Annotated in this window: 22 protein-coding genes; 14 read left to right on the forward strand and 8 right to left on the reverse strand. The window is 59.0% G+C overall.

The window, feature by feature from the left end; genetic code table 11:
- Positions 1–11: 11 nt before the first annotated feature.
- On the reverse strand, positions 12–899 hold the full coding sequence (locus B9Z33_RS07100) for a DMT family transporter (RefSeq protein WP_108286341.1): 888 nt from the start codon (positions 897–899) through the stop codon (positions 12–14).
- A 13-nt stretch (positions 900–912) separates the two neighbouring features.
- Positions 913–2,040: an aromatic ring-hydroxylating dioxygenase subunit alpha gene (locus B9Z33_RS07105; RefSeq protein ID WP_108286342.1), complete on the reverse strand. Its 1,128-nt coding sequence runs from the start codon at positions 2,038–2,040 to the stop codon at positions 913–915.
- Positions 2,041–2,301: 261 nt separating this feature from the next.
- Here B9Z33_RS07105 and xseB point away from each other — a divergent pair, with 261 nt between their 5' ends.
- The 4 genes from xseB to B9Z33_RS07125 all read left to right on the forward strand — a co-directional run bounded on the left by xseB (position 2,302) and on the right by B9Z33_RS07125 (position 6,518).
- Positions 2,302–2,556 carry an exodeoxyribonuclease VII small subunit gene (gene xseB / locus B9Z33_RS07110; RefSeq protein ID WP_108286343.1) on the forward strand — a complete coding sequence of 85 codons (255 nt, stop codon included), beginning with the start codon at positions 2,302–2,304 and terminating at the stop codon, positions 2,554–2,556.
- Positions 2,553–3,458 (forward strand): polyprenyl synthetase family protein, encoded by a 906-nt coding sequence (locus tag B9Z33_RS07115; protein WP_108286344.1) that lies wholly within the window; start codon positions 2,553–2,555, stop codon positions 3,456–3,458. Before xseB ends, B9Z33_RS07115 begins: the two co-directional genes overlap by 4 nt.
- A 3-nt stretch (positions 3,459–3,461) precedes the next feature.
- Positions 3,462–5,318 (forward strand): 1-deoxy-D-xylulose-5-phosphate synthase, encoded by a 1,857-nt coding sequence (gene dxs / locus B9Z33_RS07120; RefSeq protein WP_108286345.1) that lies wholly within the window; start codon positions 3,462–3,464, stop codon positions 5,316–5,318.
- 120 nt (positions 5,319–5,438) lie between these two features.
- Positions 5,439–6,518, forward strand: a complete 1,080-nt coding sequence (locus B9Z33_RS07125) for a TRAP transporter substrate-binding protein (RefSeq protein WP_108286346.1) — start codon at positions 5,439–5,441, stop codon at positions 6,516–6,518.
- A 161-nt stretch (positions 6,519–6,679) separates the two neighbouring features.
- Here the strand turns inward: B9Z33_RS07125 and B9Z33_RS07130 are convergent, their stop codons facing one another.
- The 3 genes from B9Z33_RS07130 to B9Z33_RS07140 all read right to left on the reverse strand — a co-directional run bounded on the left by B9Z33_RS07130 (position 6,680) and on the right by B9Z33_RS07140 (position 10,265).
- The gene (locus tag B9Z33_RS07130; RefSeq protein ID WP_108286347.1) at positions 6,680–8,404 is read right to left on the reverse strand and encodes a TRAP transporter large permease subunit; all 1,725 of its coding nucleotides are present in this window, start codon (positions 8,402–8,404) and stop codon (positions 6,680–6,682) included.
- Positions 8,405–8,421: 17 nt separating this feature from the next.
- On the reverse strand, positions 8,422–9,015 hold the full coding sequence (locus B9Z33_RS07135; RefSeq protein ID WP_108286348.1) for a TRAP transporter small permease subunit: 594 nt from the start codon (positions 9,013–9,015) through the stop codon (positions 8,422–8,424).
- 152 nt (positions 9,016–9,167) lie between these two features.
- Entirely contained in the window at positions 9,168–10,265 is a 1,098-nt protein-coding gene (locus B9Z33_RS07140) for a substrate-binding domain-containing protein (protein WP_369916589.1), read from the reverse strand.
- A 128-nt stretch (positions 10,266–10,393) separates the two neighbouring features.
- Between B9Z33_RS07140 and B9Z33_RS07145 the strand changes: the two genes are divergently transcribed.
- Genes B9Z33_RS07145 through B9Z33_RS07155 form a run of 3 tightly spaced genes read left to right on the forward strand, consistent with a single transcriptional unit; the run spans position 10,394 to position 12,686 of the window.
- Positions 10,394–11,131 carry an ABC transporter permease gene (locus B9Z33_RS07145; protein ID WP_108286349.1) on the forward strand — a complete coding sequence of 246 codons (738 nt, stop codon included), beginning with the start codon at positions 10,394–10,396 and terminating at the stop codon, positions 11,129–11,131.
- Positions 11,128–11,874 carry an ATP-binding cassette domain-containing protein gene (locus B9Z33_RS07150; RefSeq protein WP_108286350.1) on the forward strand — a complete coding sequence of 249 codons (747 nt, stop codon included), beginning with the start codon at positions 11,128–11,130 and terminating at the stop codon, positions 11,872–11,874. Before B9Z33_RS07145 ends, B9Z33_RS07150 begins: the two co-directional genes overlap by 4 nt.
- A 14-nt stretch (positions 11,875–11,888) precedes the next feature.
- Positions 11,889–12,686, forward strand: coding sequence for a substrate-binding domain-containing protein (locus tag B9Z33_RS07155; protein WP_233252798.1), 798 nt, complete (start codon positions 11,889–11,891; stop codon positions 12,684–12,686).
- A gap of 3 nt (positions 12,687–12,689) precedes the next feature.
- On the opposite strand, the gene B9Z33_RS07160 is transcribed toward B9Z33_RS07155, so the two are convergent.
- Positions 12,690–13,808, reverse strand: a complete 1,119-nt coding sequence (locus tag B9Z33_RS07160; protein ID WP_108286352.1) for a helix-turn-helix domain-containing protein — start codon at positions 13,806–13,808, stop codon at positions 12,690–12,692.
- A gap of 154 nt (positions 13,809–13,962) precedes the next feature.
- Between B9Z33_RS07160 and B9Z33_RS07165 the strand changes: the two genes are divergently transcribed.
- The 7 genes from B9Z33_RS07165 to vapC all read left to right on the forward strand — a co-directional run bounded on the left by B9Z33_RS07165 (position 13,963) and on the right by vapC (position 19,171).
- Positions 13,963–14,439, forward strand: a complete 477-nt coding sequence (locus B9Z33_RS07165; protein WP_053174099.1) for a 4Fe-4S dicluster domain-containing protein — start codon at positions 13,963–13,965, stop codon at positions 14,437–14,439.
- Positions 14,440–14,468: 29 nt separating this feature from the next.
- Positions 14,469–16,316: an aldehyde ferredoxin oxidoreductase family protein gene (locus B9Z33_RS07170; protein WP_108286353.1), complete on the forward strand. Its 1,848-nt coding sequence runs from the start codon at positions 14,469–14,471 to the stop codon at positions 16,314–16,316.
- 113 nt (positions 16,317–16,429) lie between these two features.
- Positions 16,430–17,770, forward strand: a complete 1,341-nt coding sequence (locus B9Z33_RS07175; protein ID WP_108286354.1) for an NAD(P)/FAD-dependent oxidoreductase — start codon at positions 16,430–16,432, stop codon at positions 17,768–17,770.
- 15 nt (positions 17,771–17,785) lie between these two features.
- The gene (locus B9Z33_RS07180) at positions 17,786–18,040 is read left to right on the forward strand and encodes a MoaD/ThiS family protein (RefSeq protein ID WP_108286355.1); all 255 of its coding nucleotides are present in this window, start codon (positions 17,786–17,788) and stop codon (positions 18,038–18,040) included.
- Positions 18,037–18,366 carry a hypothetical protein gene (locus B9Z33_RS07185; RefSeq protein ID WP_369916592.1) on the forward strand — a complete coding sequence of 110 codons (330 nt, stop codon included), beginning with the start codon at positions 18,037–18,039 and terminating at the stop codon, positions 18,364–18,366. The genes B9Z33_RS07180 and B9Z33_RS07185 overlap by 4 nt, the downstream gene beginning before the upstream one ends.
- Positions 18,367–18,527: 161 nt before the next feature.
- On the forward strand, positions 18,528–18,761 hold the full coding sequence (vapB, locus tag B9Z33_RS07190; RefSeq protein ID WP_108287039.1) for a type II toxin-antitoxin system VapB family antitoxin: 234 nt from the start codon (positions 18,528–18,530) through the stop codon (positions 18,759–18,761).
- A complete protein-coding gene (gene vapC / locus B9Z33_RS07195; RefSeq protein WP_108286357.1) occupies positions 18,761–19,171 on the forward strand; it encodes a tRNA(fMet)-specific endonuclease VapC in 411 nt (136 codons plus the stop codon). The genes vapB and vapC overlap by 1 nt, the downstream gene beginning before the upstream one ends.
- A gap of 356 nt (positions 19,172–19,527) precedes the next feature.
- Here vapC and B9Z33_RS07200 read toward each other — a convergent pair whose 3' ends face one another.
- Together B9Z33_RS07200 and B9Z33_RS07205 are read right to left on the reverse strand one after the other, a co-directional pair.
- The gene (locus B9Z33_RS07200) at positions 19,528–20,487 is read right to left on the reverse strand and encodes a hypothetical protein (protein ID WP_108286358.1); all 960 of its coding nucleotides are present in this window, start codon (positions 20,485–20,487) and stop codon (positions 19,528–19,530) included.
- A gap of 29 nt (positions 20,488–20,516) precedes the next feature.
- The gene (locus tag B9Z33_RS07205) at positions 20,517–20,927 is read right to left on the reverse strand and encodes a hypothetical protein (protein ID WP_146183837.1); all 411 of its coding nucleotides are present in this window, start codon (positions 20,925–20,927) and stop codon (positions 20,517–20,519) included.
- Positions 20,928–20,971 lie beyond the last annotated feature (44 nt).

Below are 20,971 nucleotides of genomic sequence, written 5' to 3' on the forward strand. Positions count from 1 at the left end.
GTCTCCGTAGGTCAGTGTTCTTCGGCCGGGGCCTGTGGCAGGGCGCGGTTGCGCAGCACGGTAGAGGCAATGCCGCTGGCGATGATGAGCGCCATGCCAGCCCAGCCAATCAGCGGAATCTGGTCGCCAAACAAAAACAGGCCATAAAGCGCAGCAAACACGATGCCCGAATATTGCAGGTTGGCCACCACCAAGGTGGCACCCCGGCTGTAGGCCTTGGTCATGCACAGTTGGCCCAGGGCGGCCAGCACACCGATGGGCAGCAGCCACAAGGCTTCTGGCCAGGTCCAGGCACTCGCGCCCGTGAAAAGGACGGCCATTCCCCCCACGACGGTGGTGCCAATCGAGAAGTAAAAAACGGTGCGGGACTCGGGCTCACCCACGCGACCCAAAGCCGCCACCTGCATGTAGGCCAGTGCGGCCCCCAAGCCGGACAACAAGCCGATGACGCCTGCAAACAGCTGGTTTTGCTCGATGGTGGGGCGCAAGATCATGACCACGCCGCTGAAGCCTGCAATCACGGTGAGGACGATCGGGCCTTGTTTGCCCGCGTCTTGCAAGCGGCCCATGACCAAGGTGCCACCGATCAAAAAGGCCGCCACCCACACCCCGCTCATGTAGTTCAGCGTCATGGCTGTGGCCAGTGGCAAATGGGCGATGGCATAAAACCATGCCGACAGCGAGGCCACGCCAATGATGGAGCGCCAGACATGCATCATGGGGATCGATGTGCGCAGTGACACGTTTTGCATCTTGCACAAGCCGGCCATGAAGGCCATGCCAATCAAGCCCCGATAAAAAACCAGCTCGAAAGTGTCAAAGTGTGTTGCTGCAAATTTGATGCAGACGCTCATGGTCGCAAAAAAAAGCGAGGCAAGAATCATCCAGGAGGCTTGCATCGGTTCTTTCTGCTCAGAGGGTCTTCATTTGACGTCGGTACCACTCATGGAAGTGCTGCATGCCGTCTTCCATGGGGCTTTGGTAGGGGCCGACTTCGTTGTCGCCCCGGGCCAGCAGGGCTTTGCGGCCCGCGTCCATGCGCTCGGCAATCTCGTCGTCCTCGATGCAGGTTTCCATGTAGGCGGCCTGCTGGGCTTCGACGAATTCGCGCTCAAACGCCACGATTTCTTCAGGGTAGTAAAACTCCACCATGTTCAGTGTCTTGTTGGCGCTGACCGGGTGCAGGGTCGACACCGTGAGCACATGCGGGTACCACTCGACCATGATGTGCGGGTAGTAGGTCAGCCAGATCGCGCCGCGCTCGGGCAGTTGGCCGTTGCGGTACTTCAGCAGCACCTCGTGCCACTTTTTGTAGGTGTCCGAGCCGGGTTTGCCAAAGCCGCCCGACACGCCCACGGTTTGCACCGAATAGTGTTCCTTGAACTCCCAACTCAGGTCGTCGCAGGTGACGAACTGACCCAAGCCCGGGTGGAAGGGGCCGACGTGGTAGTCCTCCAGATAGACCTCGATGAAGGTCTTCCAGTTGTAGTTGCACTCGTGCAGCTCGACGCGGTCGAGCGCATAGCCTTCAAAGTTCAGTTGCGATCTGGGCCCCATGCCGGCCAGATCGGCGGTGATGTCGCGGCCGTTGTCTTCAAAGAGGAGTCCGTTCCATTCCTGCAACTTGTAGTTGTTCAGGTTCAGGCAAGGGTCGTGCGAGAAATGCGGTGCGCCCAGCAGCTCGCCGCTGGGCGAATAGGTCCAGCGGTGCAGCGGGCAGACGATGTTGCCGCCTGCGCTGCCCTTTTGCTGGGTCTGCAGGTTGCCTCGGCCGTTCAGCATGACCGCCTGACGGTGGCGGCAGACGTTGGAGACGAGCTCGACCCCGCCCTGGGCGTTGCGCACCAGGGCGCGGCCTTGCGCCTCGTGGGGCAGGGCGTAGTAGTCGCCCGGGTTAGGCACGGCCAGCTGGTGGCCCACGTAGCGGGGGCCTTGCCGGAAGAGCGTGTTCAATTCGCGCTGGAACAGCGCTTCATCGAAATAAGTGGAAACTGGTAGTTGGCTTGCGGCCTGCTGCAGTTGAAGACTTAAATCAGACATGGGTGACCTGACCTAGAGACTCCCCCTATGAAGGGGCAGGGACAAAGCGCTGAATTCAGTGAAAACGGCGCAAAAAAATGACAGGAAATTTCCTGCCGATGAGCTTTGATTCTAACCCGGAGGCCCTTGGACAGCGGCCTGCTTGGTCACACAGCCGGAAAATGCGCTGAAATGACGCTTTGTGAAGGCGGGCTAAAGGCGCTTTCGTCAACTGGACCGAGGCTTAGCGCCTAAAATTGGCGCTTTTCCCCGGAACACTTTATGTCCAAGGCTGCCAAATCCGACCTCACTGACGCCCTTGTGCCCCCGCTGCCTGCCACGTATGAGGCCGCTTTGTCGGAGTTGGAGCTTTTGGTGGGGCAATTGGAGTCGGGTCAGATGCCCTTGGACCAGCTGCTCAGTGGCTACCAGCGCGGCGCGGCATTGTTGGCTTTTTGCCGCGACAAGCTCAAAGCGGTAGAAGACCAGATTCAGGTCTTGGACGGCGGTCAACTCAAACCCTGGAGCGGTGCATGAGCCTGGCTGAGTTGAAAGCCTGGATGCAGCCCCATCTGGACCGTGTTGAGGCTGTTTTGTCAGCGGGTATTCAGGCCGATTCACCGGCCCGTTTGGGCGAGGCCATGCGCTACGCCGTGCTCGATGGTGGCAAACGCCTGCGCCCTTTGCTGGTGCTGGCCGCGGCCGAGGCGGTGGGCGATGCCCCACAAAGCCCTGCGGCCTTGAATGCGGCCTGTGCGATCGAGCTGATCCATGCCTATTCGCTGGTGCACGATGACATGCCCTGCATGGACAACGATGTGCTGCGGCGCGGCAAACCTACGGTGCATGTGCAATTTGGCGAGGCACAAGCCTTGCTGGCGGGCGATGCCTTGCAAACCCTGGCTTTTGAAATGTTGACCCCCCAGGACGGCAGCGTGCCTGCTGCTGTTCAAGCGGCCTGTGTGGCTTTGTTGGCGCGTGCTTCGGGTTACCAAGGCATGGCTGGTGGTCAGGCGATTGACCTGGCCAGCGTGGGGCAGCGCCTGAGCGAAGACCAGTTGCGCCAGATGCACCGCCTCAAGACCGGTGCCCTGCTGTTGTGCAGTGTGCAAATGGGCGTGGCTTGCGTGCCAGGGGTGCCCGCCGCAGTGCAAACCGCCTTGGCTCATTTTGGGCAGGCCCTGGGCCTGGCTTTTCAGGTGGTGGACGACGTGCTGGACGTGACGGCCGATTCGGCTACGCTGGGCAAAACCGCTGGCAAAGATGTGGCAGACGACAAACCCACCTATGTGGCCCTGATGGGCTTGGAGGCTGCCAAGGCTTATGCCGATGCGCTGGCCGAACAGGCCATGCAAGCCCTGGCCGATACCGGTCTGCCTGACGGTCGCTTGGCCGCATTGCGTGCCTTGACCGCCATGGTGGTCCAAAGAAACAACTGATTTATGTCCGCTTTACTCCAAACCATCGCTTCGCCGGCAGACTTGCGCCGATTGCCGCGCACCGATTTGCCACGGTTGGCCGATGAGTTGCGCCATTGCGTGCTCGACAATGTGTCGAAAACGGGCGGTCATTTGAGCTCCAACTTGGGCACGGTCGAGTTGACGGTGGCCTTGCATTACGTGTTCAACACCCCGGAAGATCGCATCGTCTGGGATGTGGGTCATCAGACTTACCCGCACAAAATTTTGACGGGGCGGCGTGAGCGCATGCCGACCCTGCGCCAATTGCATGGGCTGTCCGGTTTTCCGCGTCGTGAAGAGAGCGAATACGACACCTTTGGCGTCGGGCATTCGTCCACCAGCATTTCAGCGGCCTTGGGCATGGCCTTGGCGGCACGCCAAAAAGACGAGTCACGCCATTCGATTGCGGTCATTGGCGATGGGGCCATGACCGCAGGCATGGCCTTTGAGGCGCTCAACAACGCGGGCGTTGAGGATTGCAAGCTGTTGGTCATCTTGAATGACAACGACATGTCGATCAGCCCGCCCGTGGGGGCTTTGAACCGGTACCTGGCCCAGTTGATGAGCGGGCGTTTTTATTCAGCCGCCAAAACGGTGGGCAAAAACGTGCTCAAAAACGCGCCGCCGCTGTTCGAGCTGGCCAAGCGCCTGGAAGAGCACGCCAAAGGCATGGTGGTGCCCGCCACCTTGTTTGAAAAGTTCGGTTTCAACTACATCGGCCCGATCGATGGGCACGATCTGGAATCCCTGATTCCAACGCTGGAAAACATCAAACACCTCGATGGCCCGCAGTTCCTGCATGTGGTCACCAAAAAAGGCCAAGGCTACAAACTGGCCGAGGCCGACCCGGTGGCCTACCATGGCCCCGGTAAATTTGATCCGAGTGTGGGCTTGCTGCCCCCGGTCACACCGCCCAAAACCACCTTCACACAGGTGTTTGGCCAGTGGCTGTGTGACATGGCCGAAAAAGATCAGAGGCTGGTGGGCATCACGCCCGCCATGCGCGAAGGCTCGGGCATGGTGGATTTTCACCGCCGTTTCCCGGACCGTTATTACGACGTGGGCATCGCCGAGCAGCATGCTGTGACCTTTGCTGCGGGCATGGCCTGCGAAGGCCTCAAACCGGTGGTGGCGATCTATTCCACCTTTTTGCAGCGAGCCTATGACCAGCTGATCCACGATGTGGCACTGCAAAACCTGCCGGTGGTGTTTGCCATTGACCGTGCAGGACTGGTCGGCGCCGACGGTGCGACCCACGCCGGGGCCTACGACATCGCCTACATCCGTTGCATCCCCAACATGAGCCTGGCCTGCCCGGCCGACGAGCGCGAATGCCGCCAGCTGCTCAGCACGGCGTTTGCGCAAAATCACCCGGTGGCCGTGCGTTACCCACGCGGTGCGGGTGTGGGCACGGTGCCCGAACGCGCTCTGGATGCCTTGCCCTTTGGCAAGGGGGAAGTGCGCAGAACGGGGCAAAAAATTGCCATCCTGGCTTTTGGCAGTTTGCTGTCAACTGCTTTGGTTGCGGCAGAAAAACTCAATGCCACCGTGGTGAACATGCGTTGGGTCAAACCACTGGACACCGTTTTGTTGGCTCAGGTGGCGCGGGACCATCAATGCCTGGTGACAGTCGAAGACGGTTGCATCATGGGCGGCGCAGGCAGCGCCGTGTCAGAAGCCCTGCAAGCGGCGGGTTTGCATCGTCCGTTGTTGCAGCTGGGCTTTGCCGACGAGTTCATTGAGCATGGTGATCCGGTCAAACTGCTGGCCATGCAGGGGCTCGACGCCACAGGCATTGAGCAATCCATCCGGCAGCGTTGGCCTGATGAATTGGCATGAAAGCCATCGAAGGGTAAACCCGAACCATCAGGTGCACTGCTGGTTTTTACAATAGTACCGGCGTAATTGTCAGCATTCGTTAAACTCGATTGTGTTTCTCATTTTTAAAGGAGTCAGTTCATGGATCGTCGTTCCATTTTGAAAAATGCAGGTATTGCGGGTGTTTTGGCCGCAGGTGCCGCACCTGCTGTGCAAGCACAGTCCGCCATTCGCTGGCGCCTGGCTTCGAGCTTCCCCAAATCTTTGGACACCCTTTTTGGGGGTTCCGAGATCTTCGCCAAGAAGGTCAAGGAAATGAGTGGCGGTAAGTTCGAGATCACCACCCATGCAGCCGGCGAGCTGATGCCCGCATTTGGCGTCTTGGACGGTGTGCAGAACGGCACAGTGGAGTGCGCCCACACGGCCCCTTATTACTTCTTTGGCAAGGACGAAACCTTCGCTCTGGATTGCGCCATTCCATTTGGCTTGAACAGCCGCCAGATGACGGCCTGGATGTACCAGGGCAACGGCATGAAACTGTTGCGCGAGTTCTACGCCAAGTACAACATCGTCAACTTCCCCATGGGCAATACCGGCACACAGATGGGTGGCTGGTTCCGCAAGGAAATCAAGTCGACCAAAGACCTCAAAGGTTTGAAGTTCCGCGTAGGTGGCTTTGCTGGCAAGGTGCTGGAACGCATGGGCGTGGTGCCTCAGAACATTCCCGCTGGCGAGATTTACCAGTCGCTGGAAAAGGGCACCATCGATGCCGCCGAGTGGATCGGGCCGCACGATGACCTGAAATTGGGTCTCAACAAAGTGGCGCCGTATTACTACTATCCCGGCTGGTGGGAAGGCGGTCCTCAGTTGACTTTGATGGTCAACCAAAAGGCCTATGACGCCCTGTCACCAGAGAACAAGGCCATCGTGGAAGCCGCTTCTACTTTCGCCCACGTTGAGATTCAGGCCCGCTACGACGCCATGAACCCCGGTGCCTTGAAGCAGCTGGCTGCCCAGAAGACCAAAGTCCTGCCTTTCCCGAAAGAGATGATGGACGTGGCTTTCAAGCATTCTCAGGATGTCTATGCCGAGCTGAGCGCCAAGAACCCGAACTGGAAGAAGGTGTACGACGACTATTCCAAGTTCCGTGCCGAGCAAAACTGGTGGTTCCGTTTCGGCGAAGCCCGTTTTGACAGCTTCATGCAGTCCCAGAAGCTCTGATCGTTTCAGGCTTCTACAACAAGCCCGTCGTGCGCAAGCCCGACGGGTTTTTTTATACCTGTTGGGAGGGGTGGCATCAGTCTTGGCCATGCTTGGAAAGGCTTGCCATGAAAAAAGCCCACCGAAAAGGTGGGCTTGATGGATTTCTGATCAGACTATGCTCACGGCTTCTTATTGTCCAGTTGCAGGTCTTTCATCGGGTCGTCAGCGTCCCGCATGGGATCGCTGGGTTCCTGTATATCGTCGGAGGGTGCCGCTTCCATCTGCACATTGCTGGTGTCAACAGGACCTGTTTTGTCCAGGCCACCTGAGACGATTTCGGGGAAGGCAATGATCAGGCCGACCATGATGATCTGGATCACCACGAAGGGCACCGCACCCCAGTAAATCTGCATGGTGGTGACGGGCTGGATTTCCTTCTTGGTGGTTTTGTCCAAGTAGGCCTTCACCGGTGCCACGCTGCGCAGGTAGAACAGGGCAAAGCCAAAAGGCGGGTGCATGAAAGAGGTTTGCATGTTCACACCCAGCAGCACGCCAAACCAGATGAGGTCAATGCCCAGCTTCTCGGCCACCGGGGCCAGCAGCGGCACCACGATGAAGGACAGCTCGAAGAAGTCCAGGAAGAAGGCCAGGAAGAAAATCATCACGTTGACTGCAATGAGGAAGCCCAATTGGCCGCCAGGCAGACCGCTCAACAGGTGCTCCACCCAGATCGGACCATCTACGCCCTGGAACACCAGGCTGAAGACAGTCGAGCCGATCAAGATGAAAACCACAAAACAAGACAGCTTGGTGGTCGAGTTCAGTGCTTGTTTGAGCAGGGCCATGTCCAGGCGTCCGCGCGACATGGCCATGATGAATGCGCCCAGTGCCCCCATGGCACCGCCCTCGGTCGGGGTTGCAATGCCAAGAAAGATGGTACCCAGCACCAAGAAAATCAGCAGCAGAGGCGGAATCAAGACGAAAGTCACGCGCTCGGCCATGCGCGACAGCAGGCCCAGGCGGGTGACTTTGTTGATGACGGCAATGACGAAGGCCAGCATCACCCCAGCGCACATGGACACCACAATGGTTTCATCCGTGGCCACTTGAGTCACTTCCTCGCCCTTCCACCAAGTCAGGACGTCGGCATAGTGCTGACCAAGGTAAACCGCCACCGTGGCGGAAACGATGGTCAGCAGCAGCAAGGACAGCAGGCCGCTTTTGCCGTTGTCTTCGCGGATGGTTCGTGCTTCGAGCGGCAGTGCCGGTACCCAGGTGGGCTTGAAGATGGCGACCAGAACAACGTAACCCACATACAGACCGGTCAAGGCAAAGCCCGGAATGAACGCGCCTTTGTACATTTCACCCACGCTGCGGCCCAATTGATCGGCCAGGATGATCAACACCAGCGATGGCGGAATGATCTGAGCCAGCGTGCCCGACGCGGCAATCACGCCCGAGGCAATGCGCCGGTCATATCCGTAACGCAACATGATGGGCAAAGAAATCAGACCCATCGAGATGACCGAAGCGGCCACGACGCCCGTTGTGGCGGCCAGCAAGGCCCCCACAAAAATCACGGCAAATGCCAGACCACCCCGAATAGGGCCAAACAATTGGCCGATCGTGTCCAGCAGGTCTTCCGCCATGCCGCTTCGTTCAAGAATCAGGCCCATGAGTGTGAAGAACGGAATGGCCAGCAAGGTGTCGTTTTGCATGATCCCGAAAATGCGCAGCGGCAGGGCCTGCATCAGGCTTTCGGGCAGTACGCCCAGCTCGATACCGACGAAACCAAAGAACAGGCCGCATGCGCCCAGGCTGAATGCCACGGGAAAGCCCAGAAGCAAAAAGGCGATCAGCCCCAAAAACATGATCGGGGCCAGGTTGTGTATGAAGAATTCCATGATGGTGGTGTCCTTGATCAGCGGGCTTTTGTTTCGGCCAATTTGCGAATGGCTTCAGCCAGTTCTTCTTCAGCGGTTTTGTCCACTTTTTTCACGGTAGGGTCTTCGATCAACCCTTTCAGAAAGGCCACGCGTTTGATCAATTCAGAGACGCCTTGCAGCAGCAGCAGGCCAAAACCCAGAGGAAGCATGGCGTACACAGGCCAGCGAATCAGGCCGCCGGCATTGGATGACACCTCACCGCTCATCAGCCCTTTGTAGAAGAACGGAATGCCGTACCACAAGATGGCCAGGCACAGCGGGAGCAAGAAGACCGCAAAACCGAAGATGTCGATTTTGATCTGCGTGGGTTTGCTGAAACGACTGTAAACAACGTCGATTTTGACGTGTTCGTTGTTCAGCAATGTATACCCCGCTGCGATCAAAAAAGAGGCAGCAAACAAATACCACTGGACTTCAAGGTAGGCGTTGGAGCCGGTGTTGAAGATCTTCCGGACCAGGGCATTGATGCTGCTGATGAGGGTCGAGGCCAAGATCAGCCAGATCACGTATTTCCCGATCCAGGTGCTGATGCGGTCCATCAGATTTGAGAATTTGAGCAAGGCTCCCATGAGGGGTCTCCAGAAAAAGGCAATGCTGGATTTTACGTTCCCCGACGTCAAGCGCTCTGTAGACGTGCATGTCCGAGGGGTGGGCTATTTTTGAAGCCACCTTGAACAGCTTTCACCATGGTGCCACGTGCCCCATGGTGTGAAGGGGGGCATCATGGCCACCAAGGCAACATCTTTTTCAGAGACTGCACATGGCCGCACTCGGGTAAGGCCTGATAACCGGTGACCTGATTCAGCCGGGTTTGCCAAATTTTGGATTGCAGAACCTGTGTCAATTCAAGCATTGCGGGTGTGTGTAAAGCGCTTTTCAGGCAAACCAGCCAGTAATGCTCTTGCTGAAGAGGTATGAAATCCAGCCCATGGCTTTGAGCGGCTGACGCGATGCCCAGACCCACATCGGCTTGACCCGATGCAATTTGTGCGGCCACGGCCGCGTGCGATGGTTCTTCTTGCTGGTAGCCCTGAATGGACTCTGGCTTGAAGCCGTTTTCACTCAACCAATGGTCCAGCAACAAGCGGGTGCCTGTACCTAGGCTGCGGTTGACCATGCGCACACCGGGACGACACAGGTCTGCCAAGGCTTTGATGTGCAATGGATTGCCGGCTTTGACCATGAGCCCTTGCTGGCGTGCTGCAAACCCGATCAGTTTGTGCTGTCCGGTTTTGAGCAGCGGGCGGTAGGTGCGTGCAATCAGCGATTCAGCAGCGGGCTGCGCCGGGGCATGAAACCCCGCCACGGTGCAGCGGCCTTCGTTGAGGGCCCGAATCGCATCCACGCTACCGCAAAAACGGATGTCCAAGTGCAATGCTTGTTGTGCTGCTTGCTGCTGTAACTGGACCAGCGCATCGTCGTGACTGGCGTACACCGTGAGCAGGTGGCTATCGGCGTCAAAGGCCACGGCAAAAGTTTTTTCCAGCTCGGCATGCAGGGCGCTGATCTGGGGGGCCAGCCGGGCCTGTGCCTGGCGTTCGGCCCACAGCAGCTTGTCGGCAAACTCACTCAAGCGCGCTGCCTGGCCTTTTTCCCAAAGGATCAGGGGCTGGCCCAGGGCTTGTTCCCAACGTTTGAGCTCTCCCCACACATGGCGGTAAGACAGTTTCAAAGATTTGGCGGCACTTGCAATCGAGCCCGCTTCGCGAACGGCTTGCAGCATGTCCATCAGCGGGTTGCGCAGGGGGCTGGTCTGGTGGCGAAGCGCGGCATCATCCTGATGCGGAGTCCAGCTGTAAGAGAGGTTGATGTGTTGCACAGGCAGGAGTTTGCCTCAACTCGGATGGGGCTCTTCAGAGCCACATGCGAGGCCTATGCAAATGGTTTCATAGCGGACATCCCTTACCTGTGCGGCCGCTTTCGTCCGGTAGCATCGCCCACAACTTTATGAACACCTTCTCCGACAGCATCGGCACAGCGCTGGCGCTCATCGCTTCTTGGGATCCTGCACTCTGGACGGTGGTGCTGCGGTCTTTGGCCGTCAGTGCCACGGCTTGTCTGTTTGCCTACGGTCTGGGCGTCGTGCTGGGGGCCTGGCTGGCCGTGACCCGTTTTGCGGGCCGAGGCCTTGTCCTGCTGGCACTCAACACCTTGCTGGCGTTGCCTTCGGTGGTGGTGGGGCTGGTGGTCTACTTGTTGTTGTCGCGCACAGGTCCATTGGGCTTTCTGGGCTGGTTGTTCAGCTTCAAGGCCATGGTGGTGGCGCAGGTCATTTTGGTGGTACCGGTGGTCACCGCGCTCACCCGGCAAGTGGTCGAAGACGTAGAGCGTCAGCATGGAGAGCAATGGGCGTCGCTGGGCGCGGGCCCTTGGTTGCGCGGGATTTTGCTGGCTTGGGACGAACGCTTGGCCTTGCTCACGATCGGGGTGGCGGCTTTCGGGCGGGCCATCTCCGAAGTGGGGGCGGTGATGATTGTGGGCGGCAACATCGACGGCTTCACCCGCGTCATGACCACGGCCATTGCGCTCGAAACCAGCAAAGGTGATTTACCGCTGGCACTGGCTTTGGGGCTGCTGCTTTTGGCGGTGGTGCTGTTGCTCAATGCGGCTGTGGCAGGCCTGCGTCGCTGGGGTGAAAAACGCCACAGCGTCAGCGTGGCCGCACCAAAAGGCTGGGTTGCATGATGGTCTCGCCTGTGCAATCCCGGGGTGTTCAGGTCGTTCGGCTTCATGACGTTTCGGTGCGTCTGGGGCAGCTTTGGGCCTTGCGAGACATTGAGCTCACGGTTCAAGCGGGTGAGCGCGTGGCTTTGGTGGGTGCCAATGGCTCCGGCAAAAGCACCTTGCTGCGCACGATGCACGGCCTGCTGATGCCTGTTCAAGGTCGCGTGGATCGGCATCCAGATGGGCGGCAAGCGATGCTGTTTCAGCGCCCGCACCTTTTGCGCATGTCGGCGCTGCACAACGTGGCGCTGGGCATTTGGCTGGACCGCAGTCAAGGCCTGAACTGGGCGCAGTCCAAAGCGCGTGCGCTTGAAGCTTTGCAGCGCGTGGGGTTGAGTGCAGTGGCCCACCAAGGCGGGCGTCAGTTGTCGGGCGGGCAGCAGCAGCGCCTGGCCTTGGCCCGCGCCTGGGGGCGTCAACCCGATGTGCTGCTGCTGGACGAGCCCACCGCCAGTCTGGACCCACACGCCAAACGCGAAGTTGAGGCCTTGATGGCCGATTTTGCGAACGGGCAAGAACACCCACTGACCTTGATCTGGGCCAGCCACAACCTCGGCCAAGTCAAGCGTCTGGCCACCCGCGTCGTTTACCTGGAGGGCGGCCATGTGTTGGCCGATCTGCCCGTGGCCGAGTTTTTCAACGCTGCCGTGCTGGCTTTGCACAGCCCTGCAGCCCATGCTTTTGTTCAAGGAGAACTTTTATGACCTTTCAAACTTCCATGACCCGTCGCGCTCTGGTGTGCGCGGTTTTGGCTACCACATCGGTGTGGGCGCAAGCGCAATCCATCGTGATGTCGTCCACGACATCGACCGAGCAATCGGGCTTGTTTGCGCACCTGTTGCCCGCCTTCAAAAAAGCCAGCGGGCTGGATGTGAAAGTGGTGGCGCTGGGCACGGGTCAGGCGTTGGACATGGCCCGCCGAGGCGATGCCGATGTGGTGTTTGTGCACGACCAGGCGGCCGAAGAAAAATTTGTGGCCGACGGTTTTGGCCTCAAGCGTTTGCCCGTGATGTACAACGACTTTGTGTTGATCGGCCCCAAGGCCGACCCCGCTGGCACCAAAGGCAAGGACATTGTGGCGGCTTTGGCCAAGCTGTCTGCCAGCAACACAGGGTTCATCTCGCGTGGTGACAAAAGTGGCACCCACGCAGCCGAATTGCGCTTCTGGAAAATGGCCAATTTGGCCGAGAAAAAAGGCAGCGGCTACAAAGAGTGTGGGTGCGGCATGGGGCCGGCGTTGAACATTGCCGCGTCTTCTGGGGCTTATGTGCTGGCCGACCGCGCCACCTGGCTCAACTTCAAGAACCGCGCCGATCTGGCTGTTCTGGTCGAGGGCGATCAGCGCCTTTTCAATCAATACGGCGTGATGGTGGTCAACCCTGCCAAGCATGCGCATGTCAAGCAAGCCGATGCACAGAGGTTTGTGGATTGGGTGACTTCGGCTGCAGGTCAGGCCCATATTGCCGATTACAAAATTGGCGGCGAGCAGCTGTTCTTCCCGAACGCTGGCAAGTGAGGCTCAGGACCTGGGCGCGCCGAGCTTGCGGTAGACCGTTGCTCGGCTGATGCCCAAGGCGCGTGCGGCTTCGGCCACGTTGCCCCGTGCCTGGGTCACGGCCTCGCGGATCATGTCGGTTTGCACGTCTTTCAGGGGTTTGGCCTGGGGACTGATCTGGGCCTTGGCCTGAGCCGCTGGGTGCGCTGGCGCTCCTGGCTGCAAAGCCTGCGTCTGCAGCCGCAGGCCTGACCACAGCGGCAGCTCCCGTGTGTTGTCCTGGCGTCCGGCCGCATCGAACAAGCTTTCCCAGTGCGATGCAAACACATCGCTGGCGTGCATGGGTTGGCCAGGCGTGGCTGGCGACAAAGACAGCATTTGCCGCGCAGTCGGGTTGGCACCGACGATGTGGCCATCCTGATCCAGCGTGAGCAGACCGTCGCTGTCGTCACCGGGCTGGTTGCCGGGCCAGTTCAGGCGCAGCACCAGCGCGTGCGATGTTGACAGCAGCCAGCTGTTTTCGATGCTGCGGGCTGATCTGCGCACCAAGTGTTTCAGGGCAGGGCGCTCCATGGTTTCGATGCCGGTCAGGTCCAACATGCCTGCGCACAGGCCATCTGGGCCAAAGACAGGGGCCCCAGCGCAGCTGTAAACGCCTGTGTCATTGAAGAAGTGCTCACCCCGGTGCAGCCAGACCGGTTGCAATTCGGTCAGCGCTGCGCTGATGGCGGTCGTGCCCACCGCCTTTTCAGACAAATCCACGCCCACGCGGGCAATCATTTCGGCGCGGCGGTCTTGTCGGTCCACCGGCCCGTGCACATCCACCACGATGCCGTCTGCATTGGTCAGGATGGCGAAGTAACGGATGTCGGCAATCGCCCGAGCCAATTCGACCAGCACCGGTTGAGCCGCCTGCACCAGTGGGCGGCAGGCCTCTTGCACCCGGCGCATCTGCTGGGTTGATACGGCATCAAAATCGACAGCTTGGGTCGGTTGCAAACCCATGTCCAGGCATCGTTGCCAGGATTGGGTGATCCAAGGGGAGACACCTGAGTCCACTGCGATAGAACGCCCCTGAAACACCAGGTCACGGGCTTGCTCAATGCGGACCAGGCGGTTGCTGGCGGGGGCAGTAAGTGGCATGTCAGGTGTGTATCAAGCTGAGAATTTGTGAGGCAACCCCGTGAATCCTAGGGTTAATACGAGTCATGAAGCGTCGCGCACGCTACAACAATGCCTATGCATTCTGATTCATAAGCGCGGGCTTGAACAGTCCGCCACCTCACAGGAGACACACATGCAGAAAGTCCTGCACATCAACCCGGACAAATGTACCGGCTGCTTGCAGTGCGAAATGGCCTGTTCTTTCGAGAACTACGGCACATACGCCACTTCCAAATCGCGCATCAAGGTGTTCGACTTCCACCACACGGGCAAAAAAGTGCCTTACACCTGCACCCAGTGCGACGAAGCCTGGTGCCTGCATGCCTGCCCTGTGGAAGCCATCACGGTTGACAAAGCCACGGGTGCCAAAGTGGTCAACGAGTCCACCTGTGTGGGCTGCAAGGTTTGCACCATCGCCTGCCCGTTCGGCACCATCAACTATGTGCAAGAGACCGGCAAGGTGCAAAAGTGCGACCTGTGCGGCGGCGACCCGGCCTGTGCCGATGCCTGCCCGACCGGTGCCATCACATTCGTGGATGCCAACTGGACCGGCATCGACAAGATGAAGCAGTGGGCCGACAAGCTGGGCAACCAGCCCAGCGCCGCCTGATCCCCCCAACCCACTGAAGGAGCACACATATGTCTTGGGCTGGAAAAATTCTCCGCGTCGACCTCACGGCTGGCACCGTCAAATCTGAACCGCTGAACATGGAATGGGCCAAGGCCTATCTGGGTTCACGCGGTCTGGGCAGCAAATACCTCATCAGCGAAGTCGACCCCAAAGTCGATCCGCTCTCGGCCGACAACAAAATCATCTGGGCCACTGGCCCGCTGACCGGCACCATGGCCTCCACCGGCGGCCGCTATACCGTCATCACCAAAGGCCCGCTGACGGGTGCCATTGCTTGCTCCAACTCGGGCGGCTACTGGGGTGCCGAGCTGAAAATGGCCGGTTGGGACATGATCATTTTTGAAGGCGCATCGGCCAAGCCGGTGTACCTCTACATCAACGACAACGAAGCTGAGCTGCGTGACGCAGGTCACCTTTGGGGCCAAAGCGTCTGGAAGACCGAGGAAATCCTCAAATCCAGCCTGCAAGACCCGCTGCTGCGCGTGTCCAGCATTGGCAAGGCCGGTGAAAACGGCGTGCTGTATGCCGCCGTGGTGAACGACCTGCACCGTGCGGCTGGCCGTTCGGGCGTGGGCACCGTCATGGGCAGCAAAAACCTCAAGGCCATTGCCGTGCGCGGCACCATTGGTGTGGGCAACGTGCAAAACCCCAAGGCCTTCATGGCTGCGACCAAGGCCGCCAAAAAGGTGTTGGCCGACAACGCCGTCACTGGTCAGGGCTTGCCCGCTTACGGCACCCAGGTGCTCATGAACGTGATCAACGAAGTGGGTGCCTTGCCCACCCGCAACCACCGCGATGTGCAGTTCGAAAGCGCCAAGGACATCTCGGCTGAAGCCATGGTCACGCCCCGCGAGACCGACGGCAAAAAGCACCTGGTGACCAACCAGGCTTGCTTTGGTTGCACCATCGCCTGCGGTCGCATCAGCAAGATGGACGAGGGCCATTTTTCTGTCAAGAACAAGCCTGAGTATTGGGGCGCCAATGGCGGTCTTGAATACGAAGCGGCTTGGGCGCTGGGTGCGGCCAACGGTGTCAAGGACCTCGAAGCCCTGCAATACGCCAACATGATTTGCAACGAAGAAGGCTTTGACCCGATCAGCTTCGGCGCCACCATCGGCGCCGTCATGGAGCTGTACGAAATGGGCGTGCTGACCAAAGAGCAAATCGGTGTTGAAGCGCCATTCGGTTCGGCACAAGCCCTGTGCGAGTTTGTCGACATGACCGCCAAAGGCGTTGGCTTTGGCAAGGAAATCGGCTTGGGCTCCAAGCGCCTGACCGCCAAGTACGGCCACCCCGATCTGTCCATGAGCGTCAAGGGCCAAGAATTCCCCGCCTACGACGGCCGTGTGATTCAGGGCATTGGCCTGGCCTATGCCACCTCCAACCGCGGTGCCTGCCACCTGCGCGGCTACACCATCGCGTCTGAAGTGCTGGGCATCCCGGTCAAGACCGAACCCACCGAGCACGAAGGCAAGCCCGAGTTGGTCAAGGCCTTCCAGGACGCCACAGCGGCGTTTGACTCGGCAGGCATTTGCATCTTCACCAGTTTTGCCTGGACCCTGGCCGATGTGGCGCCCCAGGTGCAAGCCGCTTGCGGCGAAGAGTTCACCATGGAGCACTTGGCCCACATTGGCGAACGCATCTGGAACATGGAGCGCGAGTTCAACAACGCCGCAGGCTTCACCAAGGCCGACGACAACCTGCCCAAGCGCCTGATGACCGAAGCCGCCAAAACCGGCCCCGGCAAAGGCATGGTCAGCAAGTTGAACGAGATGCTGCCCAAGTACTACGACGCACGCGGCTGGGATGGCGAAGGCCGCCCCACATCGGCCACCAAGGAACGCTTGGGCCTGTGACCTTGCCCCTGTAGGAGCGAGCCCTGCTCGCGAAGCCTTCGCAGCAGGCAGCGCGCTTCTACAGGAACCACAGCGGCCCCGAGGGGCCGCTGTCTGTTTCTGGAGAACACACCATGACCCACCACGTGATTTTGGGCGCAGGCCCTGCCGGCGTGATCGCCGTCGAAACCATCCGCAAGCACGCGCCCGCCGACACCATCACCTTGATTGGCGACGAGCCCGATGCGCCTTACTCGCGCATGGCCATTCCCTACCTCTTGATTGGCAACATCGATGAGCGCGGTACTTATTTGCGCAAAAGCCCGAGCCACTTTGACGATGTGCGCATCACGCAAATCAAGGCCAAGGTCAGCCAAGTGGACAGCCGTGGCCGCACGGTGCATCTGGACAACGGCCAGTCGCTGGGTTTTGACAAGCTGCTGATCGCCACCGGTTCTCACCCCGTGCGCCCACCGATTGCGGGCATGGACTTGCCCGGCGTGCACCCTTGCTGGACTCTGGCTGATGCGCGTGCCATTGCCGCACTGGCCAAGCCCGGTGCACGCGTGCTGCAAATGGGCGCGGGCTTCATTGGCTGCATCATCATGGAGGCGCTGGCGTCCCGTGGTGTCAAGCTCAGCGTGGTCGAGATGGGCGACCGCATGGTGCCGCGCATGATGGGCCCGGTGGCTGGCGGCATGATCCGCGACTGGTGCGAGGCCAAAGGCGTGCAGGTGTTCACCGGTGCCAAGGTCGAGGCCATTGAGCAGGGCTCAGAAAAAGGCGTGCTGGGCAAGCTGGCCGCTGCCGTGGGCTTGTCTTCGTCCGATGGTGGAGGGGCCTTGCGGGTGCGGCTGTCCAACGGCCAGACCATCGAAGCCGATCTGGTGATCAGTGCCACCGGTGTGCGCCCGGCGATTGGCTATTTGAAGGACAGCGGCATCACTTGCCTGCAAGGCGTGTTGACCGATGCCTGCATGCAAACCAATGTGCCCGGCATTTATGCCGCAGGCGATTGTGCCGAAGCTTTTGACCAGGTCAGCGGCAAAACCATCGTCAGCGCCATTCAGCCCAATGCGGCCGAGCAGGCCCGGGTGGCTGCGCTCAACATGGTGGGGCAAAAGACCGACCTCAAGGGCGTCACGCAAATCAACGTGCTCGATACGCTGGGCCTGATCTCCACCAGCTTTGGCAACTGGGAAGGCGTGGCCGGTGGCGAGCACGCCGTGCTGACCGATACCAGCGCAGGCCGCCACCTGAGCTTGCAGTTCAAGGACGATGTGCTGATCGGCTGCAACAGCGTGGGCTGGACCGAGCATGTCGGCGTGATGCGCGGCCTGGTGGAAGGCCAGGTGCGCCTGGGCGAATGGAAAGACCGCTTGCTGCACGACCCCACTCAGCTGATGGCCGCTTACTTGGCCTGTGCCCAGGGGCAAGGGCTTTGGAGCGGGGCCGCCGATGCGCGTCGCCGGTAAAGCGAAAATGCCCGCATGAACATCACTTTCAAACTGTTCGCCACGCTGACCGACTATTTGCCTGCCGATGCCCGGCGCAGCAACCAGATCATGTTGGATGTTGCGCAGGATGCCAGCATCGCGCAGATCATCGAGCCCTTTGGCATGCCGCCCAAGCTGGTGCATCTGGTGCTGGTCAACGGCAAATACATCGCCCCTGAAGTGCGCGGCACCACTACCTTGGTGGAGGGCGATGTGCTGGCGATCTGGCCTCCTGTGGCCGGTGGTTGAGCACAGCACACGCGGCGACCCGACCCATGCAGGCCTACTACCCCGAGCGCTTCGAGCGCGACATGGGCACCAGCGAAACCGAATGGCTGACCGCCTTGCCCCGCGCACTGGGCGAGCATGCCGTTGAGCTGGTCACCGGCATGGCACGCGTGCAAATCGGTGACGGCCACCTGCAACTGCAATGGCACATCCTGCCCCCACGCGTGATCGCGCTCTTGCGCATGCAGCGGCTGGCGGTGAGCTTTGCCTTTGAGGGGGTGGAAGAGGATGCCCGTCAGCGCTTCATGAAGCGTTTTGATTTGACGATGCAAAGGGGTGGGGGATAAGGGTGGGGGTGAGTGGCTTGCATTGGGAAGCGCGAATTGTCCCTGCGCTGGAGCTCGTAAAGCGTGTGCCCTGGCGGAACCGAGATCTTTGTAAACCGCCCAATTGACGACCTCGGAGGGGCTATATACAATTGCTATATACATTTCCCTGGGAGATCATCATGTCCATCGGCACTGTTTTCGTCAATAACCGTACCCAAGCCGTTCGTCTGCCTTTGGACGTGCGTCTACCCGAGGGCGTCCAAAAGGTAGAGATACGCGTCAAAGGTAATGAGCGCGTCATCTCCCCTCTAGGCCAAACCTGGGACAGCTTCTTTCTGGGTGGCCCCACAGTGAGCGACGACTTCCTGCCCGAGCGCGCTACCCAGCACCAGCCGGAGCGGGAGGCGCTCTGATGCTGCGTTACCTGCTGGACACCAACATCGTCATCTACGTGTTGAAGCGACGACCTGCCGAGGTGCTGCCTACTTTCAACGCCAATGCCAGCCGCATGGCCATTTCCTCCATCACCCTCGCCGAACTCTTGCACGGGGCGGAGAAAAGCAGCCGCGTGAGCGAGAACCTGGCCGCTATCGAGGACTTTTGCAGTCGCTTGGAAGTTCTGCCCTATGGCCCCAAGGCCGCGCAGCATTACGGCGCCATTCGCGCCGCCTTGGAAAAACTCGGCCAGCCTATCGGTGTGAACGACATGCACATTGCAGCGCACGCTCGCAGCGAAGGCCTGGTGCTGGTGACGAACAACATGGGGGAGTTCGCACGGGTGCCTGCGCTGGAATCAGAGAACTGGGTCCACACAGCGCAGTAATTGACGAGTTGTCGTGCATCAGTCGAACAAAAGCGCGTCGACTGCCACGCCAAGTTTGCCGCGATAGCTCAGGCGCGGCAGCAGCTGACCTTTGAAGTCATTACCACACCGACGGCTTTAGGCAGTGAACGGGCGGTCTTCAGTGGCCGCTTTGAGCGACAACCGTGTGGAAGTCCATTCAGCAACTCACGGCTGTTCGAGGATTCCGGGTTGATTTACAGGATCTTTTTTACACCGTGTTCGTTGCGGGTGGATGATCTTGATCTCCGTCTGAGTGGTTGGCACTCTTAGGCGGTCTCCTTTAATGAGCATGACGACCTCTTAGGTCGCCAAGCCCATCCACACCTTCATTTGGGTTACTCGTACGCGTAAACATTGCGGAAATAGCCTTGCCTGCTCCACTTGCCTGGCTGGCCTATAGGATCCCAGCAAGACGTCCTTATACGCCGTCCCTTGAGGGATTTGGCCTTGCTGGTGACCTCGCCAGATGGATCGAAGGTCGAGGTCTTCATGTGGCGAGTAGAGCCATCTGCAAACAGCAGAATGGTGCAGCTTGAGCCGCGATACATCTGCTTCTCTCGTACATCCACCAAAGTATCCGGAGATGAAAGAGTCACCTCGCTTCTTTCTCTGGCCGCTTCCGCCTGCTCAGCCTTGTACCGTTCGACTTCGGCCTCCAGTTCGTCCACGCGACCGGACAATACGCCATTTTGGGACTCAAGGTCGTCGACGATATAGGATGCTTCTAGCGCCACGTTTTCGGCGTTCTCCGCACGCTTGTAGGCGGCTTCTAGCACTGCCAATGCTTGATCAGCCTTCTCGTTTGCAGCCATGACTTCAGTTGACATGGCACTCAGCTTCTCAGCACTCAGCTGTCTTGTCAGCTGTTCAATCAGGTCGGCTGACGTACTGACTTTCCCCGCCACATACAAAGGATGCAGTCCCAACAATGTTTGCGGAGTGATGAATCCGCGCTTGCGCAAGGCAATCATGACCTCGGAGAGACGCATTTCCGTCGACACATCGCCTCGCCATACAGTGATCACCACTGGCTCCGCAAAGTCTCGCTTGCTGCCAATGACAAAGTGTCCAACAGTTAATTGACCACCTTCATCCTGAAAACGTGCCTCAATGTGGTGCCGATCTGGATACTGGTAGTCGGCATATAGGTAGCGGGCCTGCGTCAAATCTATGAGCGTATCGTGTTCAAAGTGCAGTCCATAACGCAGAGGCAAAGAGTCGCAATTCGCATGGTCCTGCGCGATAACCAGTACCTGAAAATTATTGAGTGACTTGAGTTGTGACTCCAATACCATGAGGCCTCTCCTTTGCTTGAGGGATTTTCTTAGTTTGTTTCTTGTGCCATCTGCAAGGCATCACGATGCGCTTCCTTGTAGGTGGATTCAAAATTCGACCAAGCCCATTGAGCAACGTTATCCCGACTCTTCTTCTGATTTTCGACCATGGTCAAGATGAAGTCTGAAATATGACTGCAGTAGGCAATGACGGTCGTATTTCTGATTTTTTCCTCCCCCAAATACAAGTCAGGCATTGGCAGGCCAGCCGGCTTTCTTGTGGAGAAATTGAAGTTCATGATCCAGTCCGTCAAAGCATCAATTTCCGACTCATCCAATCGGACCACAACGGCTTGCTTAGAGTCGTCAAGGTAGTAAGCACTCTTCTTTACTCCAAGAACTTCAGAGAGAAAAAACAAGTAATCTGACGCCACATCTACGTAAGCGTCCGGCCATCCCATCTGGCAATGACGTCTCCAATCTAAGAGCATTGTGTCCACGTAAA

Origin of the sequence: Limnohabitans sp. T6-20, assembly GCF_003063505.1 — a bacterium.
GTDB lineage: Bacteria > Pseudomonadota > Gammaproteobacteria > Burkholderiales > Burkholderiaceae_C > Limnohabitans_A.